At 64.0% G+C, this 11,711-nt stretch carries 14 protein-coding genes; 4 read left to right on the top strand and 10 right to left on the bottom strand.

All coding sequences use genetic code 11. From position 1 onward, the window contains the following. The first annotated feature begins 30 nt into the window (after positions 1-30). The 4 genes from C501_RS0108720 to C501_RS0108735 all read left to right on the top strand — a co-directional run bounded on the left by C501_RS0108720 (position 31) and on the right by C501_RS0108735 (position 3,235). Positions 31-327 (top strand): hypothetical protein, encoded by a 297-nt coding sequence (locus tag C501_RS0108720; RefSeq protein WP_156807706.1) that lies wholly within the window; start codon positions 31-33, stop codon positions 325-327. 50 nt (positions 328-377) lie between these two features. Beyond that, positions 378-1,577 carry an MFS transporter gene (locus C501_RS0108725; protein WP_026174768.1) on the top strand — a complete coding sequence of 400 codons (1,200 nt, stop codon included), beginning with the start codon at positions 378-380 and terminating at the stop codon, positions 1,575-1,577. Between the two features lie 7 nt (positions 1,578-1,584). Further along, positions 1,585-2,313 carry a tRNA (guanosine(46)-N7)-methyltransferase TrmB gene (trmB, locus tag C501_RS0108730; RefSeq protein WP_018135244.1) on the top strand — a complete coding sequence of 243 codons (729 nt, stop codon included), beginning with the start codon at positions 1,585-1,587 and terminating at the stop codon, positions 2,311-2,313. Between the two features lie 136 nt (positions 2,314-2,449). Further along, positions 2,450-3,235 carry a S1 family serine peptidase gene (locus C501_RS0108735; RefSeq protein WP_018135245.1) on the top strand — a complete coding sequence of 262 codons (786 nt, stop codon included), beginning with the start codon at positions 2,450-2,452 and terminating at the stop codon, positions 3,233-3,235. Positions 3,236-3,318: 83 nt separating this feature from the next. Here the strand turns inward: C501_RS0108735 and C501_RS0108740 are convergent, their stop codons facing one another. From C501_RS0108740 to C501_RS14625, 10 genes are all read right to left on the bottom strand, one after another. Next, positions 3,319-3,750: a heat shock protein transcriptional repressor HspR gene (locus C501_RS0108740; protein ID WP_018135246.1), complete on the bottom strand. Its 432-nt coding sequence runs from the start codon at positions 3,748-3,750 to the stop codon at positions 3,319-3,321. Positions 3,751-3,768: 18 nt separating this feature from the next. Continuing rightward, positions 3,769-4,764 (bottom strand): DnaJ C-terminal domain-containing protein, encoded by a 996-nt coding sequence (locus C501_RS0108745; protein WP_018135247.1) that lies wholly within the window; start codon positions 4,762-4,764, stop codon positions 3,769-3,771. A 189-nt stretch (positions 4,765-4,953) separates the two neighbouring features. After that, positions 4,954-5,565: a nucleotide exchange factor GrpE gene (locus C501_RS0108750; RefSeq protein ID WP_018135248.1), complete on the bottom strand. Its 612-nt coding sequence runs from the start codon at positions 5,563-5,565 to the stop codon at positions 4,954-4,956. Between the two features lie 2 nt (positions 5,566-5,567). Then, positions 5,568-7,430 (bottom strand): molecular chaperone DnaK, encoded by a 1,863-nt coding sequence (gene dnaK, locus C501_RS0108755; RefSeq protein ID WP_018135249.1) that lies wholly within the window; start codon positions 7,428-7,430, stop codon positions 5,568-5,570. 134 nt (positions 7,431-7,564) lie between these two features. Continuing rightward, positions 7,565-8,383: an SDR family NAD(P)-dependent oxidoreductase gene (locus C501_RS0108760; protein WP_018135250.1), complete on the bottom strand. Its 819-nt coding sequence runs from the start codon at positions 8,381-8,383 to the stop codon at positions 7,565-7,567. Continuing rightward, positions 8,380-8,772, bottom strand: coding sequence for an alpha/beta fold hydrolase (locus C501_RS13585; protein WP_342662535.1), 393 nt, complete (start codon positions 8,770-8,772; stop codon positions 8,380-8,382). The genes C501_RS0108760 and C501_RS13585 overlap by 4 nt, the downstream gene beginning before the upstream one ends. Further along, the gene (locus C501_RS13590; RefSeq protein WP_051064514.1) at positions 8,769-9,302 is read right to left on the bottom strand and encodes an alpha/beta fold hydrolase; all 534 of its coding nucleotides are present in this window, start codon (positions 9,300-9,302) and stop codon (positions 8,769-8,771) included. Before C501_RS13590 ends, C501_RS13585 begins: the two co-directional genes overlap by 4 nt. Beyond that, positions 9,299-10,150 carry an SDR family NAD(P)-dependent oxidoreductase gene (locus C501_RS12955; RefSeq protein ID WP_018135251.1) on the bottom strand — a complete coding sequence of 284 codons (852 nt, stop codon included), beginning with the start codon at positions 10,148-10,150 and terminating at the stop codon, positions 9,299-9,301. The genes C501_RS13590 and C501_RS12955 overlap by 4 nt, the downstream gene beginning before the upstream one ends. Next, on the bottom strand, positions 10,147-10,989 hold the full coding sequence (locus tag C501_RS14620) for a flavin-containing monooxygenase (protein ID WP_211206367.1): 843 nt from the start codon (positions 10,987-10,989) through the stop codon (positions 10,147-10,149). Before C501_RS14620 ends, C501_RS12955 begins: the two co-directional genes overlap by 4 nt. Then, on the bottom strand, positions 10,986-11,699 hold the full coding sequence (locus C501_RS14625; protein WP_211206368.1) for a flavin-containing monooxygenase: 714 nt from the start codon (positions 11,697-11,699) through the stop codon (positions 10,986-10,988). The genes C501_RS14620 and C501_RS14625 overlap by 4 nt, the downstream gene beginning before the upstream one ends. Positions 11,700-11,711: the final 12 nt, after the last annotated feature.

The following is an 11,711-nucleotide window of genomic DNA, read 5'->3' on the forward strand; positions in this document are numbered from 1 at the left end:
GAACCGGATGGGGGGCCAGAAACTACAGCCATGGCAGCGTACAGCAGGAATTCTCCGAACAGCCGTCGGGGTGTGGACTGGGCCGATCTCGGCCTGCAATTCGCCGGTTTCATCGCGGTCTTCGTGCTGCTCACCTTCGTGAACTGGCCTTTGCTGCCCAAGCTGCTGCTGGCGTTCGCTCTCGCCATGGTGATGGGCGTGGTGATTCACCGGCTACGCTGGATCCGGCGACGGCAGCAGCGGCAGCAGCAGCCGCAGCAGATCAAGGTCATCAAAGTGGAGACCGTGGCGGATCCTGAAGACCCCTCGGAGCCGCCGCGCTGGTGAATCGAGCACCGACGCACTGATCCCTCCGTGTTGGTCCCTATGATAGGGCCATGCCCTCTTCCCAGCCGCCCAGTTCCTGGGTGGGCCACCCCCGAGGCAGCAGTGCTTACCGCAGGATGCTCATCGCCTTGGCCTGCGCGGGGATAGCAACTTTCGCCCAGCTCTATTCAGTCCAAGGCGTCCTGCCGCTTATCGCCGCGGACCTGGGCGTCAGTGCCGCAGACGCAGCACTGACCGTCTCCGCCGCGACTCTCGGCATAGCGGCCTCGGTGATCCCCTGGTCCGTTGCCGGGGACCGGTTCGGCCGCCGCCGGACGATGTTCTGTGTGGTGATCGCCGCCACTTCACTCGCACTGATCGCCCCGCTCATGCCCACGCTGCCGGCGCTGCTCGCCCTGCGGTTCCTGAAAGGGGCTGCCCTCGGCGGGATCCCAGCACTGGCCCTGACCTATCTGGGCGAGCAAGTGGACCGCAGACACGCTGGAGCCGCAGCCGGCACATACGTTGCCGGCACCACTATCGGCGGGCTGCTGGGCCGCGTGGTCGCCGGGCCGGTGGGAGACGCGCTGGGCTGGCGCGCGGGCGTTTTCCTGGTAGGTCTGCTGGCGGTCACTGCCGCACTGAGCTTCGTTCTGCTCGCCCCGCGCGAACAGGGCTTCCAGCCCGGCCGCTCCGGGCCAGGGCTGGGCCGCAAGCTACTGCACAATCTGCAGAACCCCGGGCTGCTGGCGCTTTACGCCCAAGGGTTCTTGCTGATGGGCGGGTTCGTCGCGGTCTACAACTTCCTCGGTTTCCGGCTGGAGGAGGCACCCTTTTTCCTCCCAGCAACGATCACGAGCCTGCTGTTCCTGACCTACCTCTCCGGGACCTTCTCGGCCAGGATCGCCGGAGGGCTCAGCGGACGGTTCCGGCGCGGGGCCGTTATGGCCGCCAGCACCCTGGTGATGATCGCGGGAACGGCGCTGACCATGCTGGAATGGCTCCCGGCGATCCTGCTAGGGCTGGTGATTCTGACCGCTGGTTTTTTCGCCGCGCACGCCATCGCCTCCGGCTGGGTGCCCTTACGCGCCACCACCGGGCCGGCTCAGGCCTCGGCGCTGTACAACCTCGGGTACTACGCGGGTTCCAGTGTGATCGGCTGGGTCTGCGGGCTGGTCTTCCAGAGCGCGGGCTGGAACGGCCTGGCCCTCGCGGTCACCGGGCTGGCGAGCATCGCACTGGTTCTGGGATGGCTGACCCGGCAACGGTAAAATCTTTATGATGACAGAGCAAGAGCACAGCTACCGCCCACAGCCGGTCTCCTTCGTCCGGCGCGGCAACCGGCTTCAGGGCACCCGGCAGCAAGCGTGGACGGACCACTCCGCCGATTACCTCATCGACGTACCCCGGCTCGCAGCGGATACCTCCGTGGATCCGGACTACCGTTTCGACGCGGTAACAGCCTTCGGGCGCAGCGCTGAGCTGGTGGTGGAGATCGGCTCAGGCCTCGGTGATGCGATTGTTCACGCCGCCCAGACGCATCCAGAACGCGACTATCTGGCGGTGGAGGTTTACCTGCCCGGCCTGGCGCAGACCATCAAACGGGCCGCGGCGCAGAATGTGCGCAATCTCAGAGTCGTCCAGGCCAATGCCCCCGAGGTGCTCAGCACCATGCTCCCTGCGGGCTCGGTCTCCGAGCTATGGACGTTCTTCCCGGACCCCTGGCCGAAAGCACGCCATGAGAAGCGGCGGCTGCTCACCGCAGACTTCGCGGAGCTGGCCGCACGCGTGCTGGCGCCCGGAGGCCTCTGGCGGCTCGCCACCGATTGGGAGCATTACGCCGCGCAGATCCTCAATATCGGAACGGCGTCTTCCTTGCAGAACGCCTTCCCCGATTGGGCCCCAAGATTCAACGGCCGGATTCTGACGAACTTCGAACGCAAAGCACTGGCTGCCGGCAGGCAGGTGCGGGATCTGACGTTCAGCAAAGGCTCCGCCGGCACCTGACAAACTATGCGTTTTAGGAGCTGATTTCCAGAGAAACCCCAGTGAGGCTCCAGGTTCTGCACGGATTCTTTTGAGGACAAGCACCATACAGCTCGTTCCCGTAGCCCACCACGTTGCCCTCACGGAAGGATCACTCATGCAAAGAAGCATCACCAGAGCCCTACTCGGACTGGCGGCGATCAGCCTGCTCTTCGCCGGCCCCGCGGCCACCGCCGCGAACGCTGCCGGCTCAGCCTCGCCACCGAGCCCGGAGATCGTCGGCGGGACGACCGCCAGCATCAATGATTACCCTTCCATCGTCGCGGTGAACCAGGCCAATGGCGGCAACTGGTGCGGCGGCACCCTGGTCGCACCGAATAAGGTGCTCACCGCCGCGCACTGCGTAGACGGTAGAAGCACGAGCTTCTTCAGTGTCAATGGCGGCAGCGCCAACCGTACAGGCGGGCCGGATACCGCGCGGGTCACGAATATCTGGATGAATCCCGGGTACAAAAGCAGCACCTACCAGGGTGATTTCGCCATTCTGACGCTCAGCAAGAACTTCTCCGGGCCAGTGGCGACCATGGAAACGAACCCCTCCGTCTACGCGGCCGGCACCCAGGCCATGGTCCTGGGCTGGGGCGACACCCGCAGCGGCGCCGGCAACTACCAGAATCAACTCCGCAAAGTCACCGTACCGATCGTCAGCAACTCCGACTGCTCCTCGGCCTACGGCGGTGGGTACTATCAAGACTCCATGGTGTGCGCAGGGTACCCGCAAGGCGGCAAGGACTCCTGCCAGGCGGATTCCGGCGGCCCGCTGGTAATCAATGGCCGTCTGGTCGGCATCGTCTCCTGGGGCAGCGGTTGCGCCCAGCCCAACGCCTACGGCGTTTACACCCGGGTGACGACCTATGTGAATCAGATCAAGGCTCGGCTCTGACTAAAACCTCATAGATAACGTAGGGCGGGGAGGGCCATCGATGGCCCTCCCCGCCCTAACTGATATACGGAATGGATACCCACTCAAGCACCGGGTTTGCGATGCGGCCGCCAGATCACTACTGCCTGGCTTCGCGTGCGGGCCTGCGGGCGGCGTCCGCGGCTCAGACTCACCACATCCCCGCTTGCACCTGCCGCGAAGACCCTGCCATCACCGCGGAGCTTGAGTTCAGCGCTGAGCTCGCGGACCTTGGACTGCAAAGCCAGTACCTGGTTCTCCAGTGCCAGTATCCGCTTGATCCCGGCCAACGATACGCCCTCATGTGAGAGCCGCTGGACTTCACGGAGCATTTCGACATCATGATGCGAATAGCGCCGGGAACGGCCCGGGGCTCGGCTGGGTGATACTAAGCCCAGGCGGTCGTACTGCCGTAACGTCTGCGGGTGGAGCTCGGCGAGCTCCGCCGCAGCAGAGATCACGAGAACCGGGGCATAGAGATCTTCCGACACCGCCATCACTTCCTTATCCTGGCTCTAGAGCCTGGCCTTGACCGCCAGATCAGTTCGGGGGCTCTCACCGGCAGTGGCCTCGGCGAACGCCTCAACCGCCGCCTTGGCCTGCTGGTCCAGTTTCTGCGGCACCACGATATCGATGGCCACCAGCAGATCCCCCGTCGCTTTCGAGGTCTTCACGCCTCTGCCCTTGACCCGCAGGATCCGGCCCGAAGGAGTACCTGCGGGCACCCGGACCTTCACCTCGCCGCCGTCCAACGTGGGCACGGAGATATCTGCGCCCAATGCCGCCTCGGGGAAAGTCACCGGCACGTGGATCCGGATATTGTTGCCGTCCCGGATGAAGAACTCATGCGGGGTCACCTGGACGGCGACCATGAGGTCACCGGCCCCCGCGGCACCGGGCTGGCCCTTCCCGCGGACCCGCACCTTCTGCCCGTCTTTGATGCCTGCCGGAATCCGGACTTCGACAACCTCACCGTCAGGCTCCCGCAAGCCGATCGTGGTTCCCTTGATCGAACCGGCGAAAGAGATGGTCGTCTTAGCAGTGCGGTCCGCACCTTTAGCCGGTGTCGGCTGATAGCCCTGGTAAGCACCGCCGAACAGATCAGCGAACTCCGGCGGAAGCCCCGAATCGTCGTACGGGCTGTACCCGCCTGAACCGTAGCCGCCCCGGCGAGAACCGCCACTGCTCGCACGCCCATTGTTGAACAGGCCGCCGAAGAGATCCTCGAACCCCGCGTTACCGCCACCGGCACCGCCCGCACTGAACCGGGCACCGGAGCCCATCGCTCGGATCGCATCGTACTGCTCGCGATCCTCCGAGCTGGAGAGCACGGAATAGGCTTCGCTGATGTCCTTGAATTTCTTCTCGGCCGCGTCATCGCCCTGGTTCTTATCCGGGTGATACTTCCGAGCTAGTTTTCGATACGCCTTCTTGATGTCCTCAGCCGAGGCATCCTTGGCGATACCAAGAGTCGCATAAAAGTCTTTGTCTACCCAATCCTGACTAGCCACGACACCTCCTTTCTGTTGCTCATCGTGGAGTTGGTATTGGCTACCCTGCTGAGTGCGGAGCCGGAGGGGTGGGCATCGCGGCGAGCCCATGGACGCGAGGACCCCGAAGCAAGCTTGCTTGTTTCGGGAGCGGCCAGGGACGGGCACACCCACCCCTCCGGCGTAGTACTCAGCAGGGTAAGCCGCTGCTTACTCTGGGACGGCAACAATCACCTGTGCCGCGCGGAGCACCCGGTCGCCTTTGCGGTAACCGGCGCGCAGCACCTGGCTGACCGTATCGGCTTCCACCTCGGCGCTCGGCTGCTGGATCAGGGCCTCGTGGACCATCGGATCGAAGCCGACATCGGTCTGATCGATGCGCTCGAGGCCGTAGGTGCCCAGCACGTTCTCGAACTTCGCCGCGATCGCGGCGAAGGGGCCCTCACTGAGGTCCCCGTGCGTACGGGCCGCATCGAGATCGTCCAACACTGGCAGCAGCGAGTTCAGCACACCGACAACGGCGCTCTCCCCGGCCACGGCGCGGTCCCGTTCGACCCGCTTGCGGTAGTTGACGTACTCAGCCTGAAGCCTGAGCAGATCATTGCGCAGCTCATCGGCATTCTGCTGGTTGCTCCCCTGGGCGACGGAACCCTCAGCCGGCACCTCGGTACCGTTCAGGATCTCCTCGGCCTGGGAGAGCGCATCGCCTTCTGCACCCTCGGCGAACTCCTGCGCCTGATCCGGAGACCGCTCTTCTGCGGTCTCCGGATCCCGCGGGGAATCCTGGTCGTAGGGGTCTGGCTCCTGAGCGTGTCCGGACATGGTTACTTCTTCTCGTCTTCGTCGACGATCTCCGCGTCGACGATGTCCTCGTCCTGCCCGGAAGCGCTCTGCTCGCCCGCATCAGAAGCACCCTCGGAAGCGCCGGCAGCATCAGCCTGAGCGGAAGCGTAAATCGCCTCGCCGAGCTTGGTCTGGGAAGCCTGTAGCTTCTCGTAGGCGCTCTTCACGGCGTCTTCATCAGTGCCCTCGAGGGCTTTCTTCAGGTCATCGACATCGGACTTGACCTCCGTCTTGACCTCCTCCGGCAATTTGGCCTCGTTATCCGTCAGGAGCTTCTCCACGGAATAGGCCATCTGCTCGGCGCTGTTGCGGGTCTCCGCCTGCTCGCGCCGCTTCTTGTCCTCTTCGGCGTGGGTCTCCGCGTCGGCGACCATGCGCTCGATGTCCTCCTTGGACAGCGCCGAACCACCCGTGATGGTCATCGACTGTTCGGTGCCCGTGCCCTTGTCCTTCGCGGAGACGTGCACGATGCCGTTGGCGTCGATGTCGAAGGTGACCTCGATCTGCGGCACGCCCCGCGGAGCCGGTGCGATACCGGTGAGCTCGAAGGTGCCCAGCGGCTGGTTGTCCCGGGTGAACTCGCGCTCGCCCTGGAAGACCTGGATGGCCACCGAGGGCTGGTTCTCCTCAGCCGTGGTGAAGGTCTCGCTGCGCTTGGTCGGGATCGCCGTGTTGCGCTCGATGAGCTTGGTCATCACGCCGCCCTTGGTCTCGATGCCAAGAGATAGCGGGGTGACGTCGATGAGCAGAACGTCTTTGCGCTCGCCCTTCAGCACACCGGCCTGCAGCGCCGCACCGATGGCGACGACCTCATCCGGGTTAACGCCCTTATTGGGCTCCTTGCCCGTGAGCTGCTTGACCAGCTCGGAGACCGCCGGCATACGGGTGGATCCGCCGACCAGGATCACGTGATCGATATCCGAGACCTTGATCCCGGCATCCTTGATGACCTCGTTGAACGGCTTCTTGGTGCGCTCCAGCAGATCAGAGGTCAGCTCCTGGAACTTGGCGCGGCTCAGGTGCTCGTCGAGGTGCACCGGGCCTTCCGGGGTGACCGAGAGGTACTGCAGCGAGATATTGGTGCTCGTGGCGCTGGAGAGCTCTTTCTTGGCCTGCTCAGCGGCTTCGCGCAGACGCTGCAGCGCGATCTTGTCCTTGGAGAGGTCGATGCCCTTGGCCTTGAGCTGGCCTAGCAGCCAATCCACGATGCGCTGGTCCCAATCGTCGCCGCCGAGGACGTTATCGCCGGAGGTCGCCCGGACCTGAATGGTGGAGAATCCGTCTTCGTCCTTGCCGACTTCGAGCAGCGAGACATCGAACGTGCCGCCGCCGAGGTCGAAGACCAAGATGAGCTCGTCTTCTTTGCCCTTTTCCAGGCCGTAGGCGAGCGCTGCCGCCGTGGGCTCGTTGACGATGCGCAGGACGTTCATGCCGGCGATCTCGCCGGCTTCTTTGGTGGCCTGGCGCTGGGCGTCGTTGAAGTAGGCCGGAACGGTGATGACCGCGTCGCCGACCTTCTCGCCGAGATAGGCTTCGGCGTCGCTCTTGAGTTTCATCAGGATGCGCGCGGAGATCTCCTGCGCGTTGTACTTCTTGCCGTCGATGTCGACGGTCCAGTCAGTGCCCATATGGCGCTTGACGGAGAAGATCGTGTTGTCGATGTTGTTGACGGCCTGGCGCTTAGCGATCTCGCCGACCAGGACTTCACCACCTTTGGTGAAAGCGACGACAGAGGGGGTGGTGCGGCTGCCCTCTGCGTTGGCGATGACGGTGGGCTCGCCACCTTCTAGCACGGACACCACGGAATTGGTAGTGCCGAGATCAATACCTACTGCACGTGACATGTTCTTCCTTCCATAGTTGAGTTTTCTTCACTCAAGTCTACACTTGAGCGGGTTGCTGTCAAGGGTAGATTGAGCGACTAAGACTCAACTTTAGAATCGCTATGAACATGCACGATCGGCATGACGGGAAATCCTCAGTGCACGGCTATGCGGCGCATCCGCATCACAGCGCGCACGATATGGGTATTCGCCGTCGGCAGCAGCCGCGTCAGCACATCATGGAATCGCCCATCGCTGATGAAAATGCGGCCGGTATTGCGCTTCACCCCATCGAGGATGATCCGGGCCGCTTGAGCCGCAGAAGTGCCGCGCTGCAATCGCTCGTGAAACTTCTGGCTGGCGCTGTCCTGATAATCGGCGTGCAAAGTGATGTCGGTCGCCACCGCCCCGGGATGAACGGTGTGCACCGTGACATTGCGGATGCCCCGGATGCGATGCTCGGCCCGCAGACTGTCGGTAAAACCTCGCACCGCGAATTTGGTGGTGCAATACGGCACCAAGTACGGCAGACCCAGGATCCCCTGAGCGCTGGAAATATTGACGATGGCCGCCTCCGGGCGCGCCAGCAGATGCTGGTAGCAGTGCTGCGTAGTGTTCACAACGCCCCAGTAGTTCACTCCGGTGATGCGGTCGAAATCCTCCAGGGTGAGATCCGCGAAGGTGCGGTCTCCCAGGGCGATACCGGCATTGTTGATGAGCAGGTCGATATGGCCGAAACGAGCTACGACCGATGCTACGAAACGGCCCATGGCTTGGCGGTCGGAGACATCGACGGTCTCCGTGAGGAAATCAGCACCCCTGGCCGCCAGCTGTTCTTCAGTCTGCTCCAGACCAGCGATATCGCAACAGGCGACGCTGGCTCCGCGAGCCGCAAGCTCCTGGGCCAGCGCATTACCGATGCCGGTTCCACCGGCACAGGTGACGATGGCGACTTTCCCCTCGAAGCTTTTCACGCAGAACCGCCGCCCCGCTGATGCCGTTGCAAGAACTCGAAATAATCCGATGCAGCTCTGCCCGGAACCTCCAGCATCGGCATATGACCGATGTCCTGGTAGACCGTCAGCTCCGCACCGGGCACCATCCGGTGCAGGATGCGCGCCGCGCTGAGATCGACCAGCTGGTCCAGCTCACCCCAGATGATCAGCACGGGTACTGAGATCCTGGAGAGCTCCTGCTCTCCCAGAAGATCCGCGAGATAGAAGTCGGAGAAGATCTCGGCATAGGATTCGCGCCGTTCGATGTAATCCCGGGCCAGGCCCGCGCGCGCCGGGGCCGGGTTGAACGGAGGCCGGTTCATGGTCAGCGGGTAGAGCCGGTCGAAAACGGCTGGTGAATCTATCAGAAACGGGTTGTCACCGGAGGCGACCGCGAGGTCGAGTTCGCTGGGGCCCGCCCGGTTACCCCTGCCGCGTCACTGAGACCGGCGGTGGCGATGCGCCCAGGATGATTCAGGGCCAGGTGAGCGGTGATGAACCCGCCCATGGAATTTCCATAGACATGGGCCTTGCGGGCCCCGAGCATATCCATCAGCGCGATGACCCGGCGGGCTTGCGCAGGGCCCGAATAGCCCAGGCCAGAGCGGAACGGGGTTTCTCCGTGCCCTGGGAGGTCCGGAATGATCACCCGGTAGGTACCGAGCAGATGCCCGGCGAAACGGATCCAGATCCGCCGATCCGCGGTGAACCCGTGGAGCAGGATGATCGTCCCTTCGGCGTCCTGGGGGCCGCCCTCCAGGTAGTTCAGCGGCATGCCTTCGATCATGATCTGATGGGACCTCAACCCGCGCAGCCGCGCCTCCACGAACCAGTTCGCAGCATAGGCGAACTGGCCAAAGCGCTCATAGCCGCGCCGCAGCCAGCCGGAGGTGGTCATGACCGGCCCCGGCGGCTCTCCGCCCGACGCTTCATCAGCCAGTCCTGGACCGGGTACGCCGAACGGTCCAGAATGGGCCCGAGGTCTCGCGAGGTCAGCCGATTCATCAGCCGCTGGGGCAGGAGTCTAGCGCCCAGCCAGGTAGTCTGCGCGCGATTGCCGCAGACGATACGAGTCCGCGGGCTGCCCAACCGGTCGAAAACGCAGCGGGCGATGGCCGCGGGCTCGGTTCTGAGGTATTTCTGATGAAAGGCCTGGGTGGCCTGCCTCCGGGTGATCCTGGTGGCCACCCCGCCGGGATGAACGGTGTAGACCATCACCGAGGTGCCCAGCAGCTCTGCTGCGAGCGATTCGCTGAACCCCCGGACGGCGAACTTCGCCGCGCTGTAGTCGGTGTGATGCGGCGGGCCGACGAGCCCGAAAAGGCTGGAGACATTGACCAGGTACCCCCGCTCGCGCTCCAGCAGCTGCGGCAGAAAGGCCCGGGCGCCGTAGACCACGGCCCAAAAATCGACACCCATCACCCGATCGAACGATTCCTGAGACGTCGCCCAGAACGGCTGCCCCTCACCTTCGATGCCCGCGTTGTTGATGACCACATCCGCCGAGCCGAGCTGTTCCTCGACTTCCCGGGCGAAGGCATCCACCTGGGCCTCATCCGAGACATCGACCGCACGGGCCAGTATCGTAGCGGTGCCGCAGCGCCGGGCGGTCTCCACTAGATCTGCGGCATCGATATCGTTGAAAGCCACTTTCGCACCCCGTCGCACAGCTTCCAGAACATAGGCCCGGCCCATACCGGAGCCCGCTCCGGTAACCACAACGGTTTTCCCGTGGAGGGACTTCATGACCTCGCCTCCTGCTGCTCCGCTGCTTCTTCCTGCGCCGGCCCGGGGACGCCAGTGACGATATGGTCATCTCCTCGCCAGCGCTTCGCCCAGTGACGGTAAGTGAAGGTGAATCCGGGAAACATCGCGGTGACGTGCCCGTCTTTCGACTGGTACCAGGAATGGCAGCCGCCGCTCTTCCAGACCGTCCGCTCCATGTCCCGGTGGACCCAGCTGGTATAGCGCTCCTCAGCGGCCTCACTGACCTGGATCGCAGCCGCTCCCTGCTCCTGGACTTCTTCGATGGCCCTCATGATGTACTCCATCTGAGCCTCAATGACGAAAACCGCGCTGGTGTGCCCGATCCCCGTATTCGGCCCGGTGACCAGGAAAAGATTGGGGAAACCCGGAACCGTGGTGCCCAGATATGCCCTCGGGTACGCATGCCACTGCTGGGCCAGGGTGCGGCCGTTCCGGCCGGTCACCGAATAGGAGATCAGGCCGTCGGTGGCGTCGTATCCGGTAGACCAGACGATGGCATCCAAGGCGATATGCCGGCCCGAGTCGGTCCAGACCCCCTGCTCGTCGATCCGTTCGATGCGCTCTGAGGCGTCATGCAGAGTGGTGTTCTCCGCAGCGAGCGCCGGGTAATAAGAGTTGGAGAGAATGATCCGCTTGCAGCCGATGGTGAATTCCGGGGTCACCTTGCGCCGCAGCTCCGGATCCGGAACACCGGTGCGGATATGCTGGAGCGCCCGGCGCCGGGCGACCAGATTGAGCATTCGCTCGGAATACTTGAAGCCCACGATCCTGGTCTCCAACGCACCATAGATCGCCGCCCGGACCAGCTGGCGGATCACGGGTGCATTGAGCGCCTGCGCTGGACGCGGCCGAACTCTCGATCCGGCCGCGGCAGCACCCAATGCGGACTGCGCTGGAAGACGTGCAGTTCACTCACCTGATGCTGGATGGCCGGAATGACCTGAGCTGCGCTGGCACCCGAACCCACGACGGCGATCCGGGCACCGCGCAGCGACACTGAGTGATCCCAGTCATTGGTGTGGAAGGCCGCTCCGCCGAAGCTGTCCTTACCGGGGAAGTCCGGGACCACCGGAGTGCTGAGCGGGCCGCTGGCATTGATCACGAACTGCGCCCGGAATTCCCCTCGCTGCCGTGTTGTAATCCGCCATTCGCACGTCGTCTCGTCCCAGGTCAAGGCCGTCACCTCGGCACCCAGCACGGTGCGTTCCCTCAGGCCTAGCCGATCGATGACATGCTCCGAATAGGCGGCGAGCTCCGGCTGCTTGGCGAACATCCTGGACCAGGGGTAGGGTTCGAAGGAGAGCGAGTACAAGGGCGACTGCACATCCACCGCTGCGCCCGGGTATGTGTTCTGCAACCAGGTGCCGCCCATGAAGTCGCGCCGCTCCAGCAGCAGAAAGTCGTCAATACCGCGGCGGCGCAGCTGTGCTGCAGCGGCCATCGCACCGAAGCCGGTGCCGATGATGATCACGGTGGATCGCCGGACCGCCCCCGGTTCAGCCGCGCCGGGCCTCGCTGTTCCGGACATCAAGCCTCCCAC

Origin of the sequence: Acaricomes phytoseiuli DSM 14247 (assembly GCF_000376245.1) — a bacterium.
Taxonomy (GTDB): domain Bacteria; phylum Actinomycetota; class Actinomycetes; order Actinomycetales; family Micrococcaceae; genus Renibacterium; species Renibacterium phytoseiuli.

Bases quoted from the DNA above. Each gene is read 5' to 3' on its own strand.
- C501_RS0108720 (WP_156807706.1), top strand. From the start codon at position 31: ATGGCAGCGTACAGCAGGAATTCTCCGAACAGCCGTCGGGGTGTGGAC.
- C501_RS0108725 (WP_026174768.1), top strand. From the start codon at position 378: ATGCCCTCTTCCCAGCCGCCCAGTTCCTGGGTGGGCCACCCCCGAGGC.
- trmB (WP_018135244.1), top strand. From the start codon at position 1,585: ATGATGACAGAGCAAGAGCACAGCTACCGCCCACAGCCGGTCTCCTTC.
- C501_RS0108735 (WP_018135245.1), top strand. From the start codon at position 2,450: ATGCAAAGAAGCATCACCAGAGCCCTACTCGGACTGGCGGCGATCAGC.
- C501_RS0108740 (WP_018135246.1), bottom strand. From the start codon at position 3,750: ATGGCGGTGTCGGAAGATCTCTATGCCCCGGTTCTCGTGATCTCTGCT.
- C501_RS0108750 (WP_018135248.1), bottom strand. From the start codon at position 5,565: ATGTCCGGACACGCTCAGGAGCCAGACCCCTACGACCAGGATTCCCCG.
- dnaK (WP_018135249.1), bottom strand. From the start codon at position 7,430: ATGTCACGTGCAGTAGGTATTGATCTCGGCACTACCAATTCCGTGGTG.
- C501_RS13590 (WP_051064514.1), bottom strand. From the start codon at position 9,302: ATGACCACCTCCGGCTGGCTGCGGCGCGGCTATGAGCGCTTTGGCCAG.
- C501_RS12955 (WP_018135251.1), bottom strand. From the start codon at position 10,150: ATGAAGTCCCTCCACGGGAAAACCGTTGTGGTTACCGGAGCGGGCTCC.
- C501_RS14625 (WP_211206368.1), bottom strand. From the start codon at position 11,699: ATGTCCGGAACAGCGAGGCCCGGCGCGGCTGAACCGGGGGCGGTCCGG.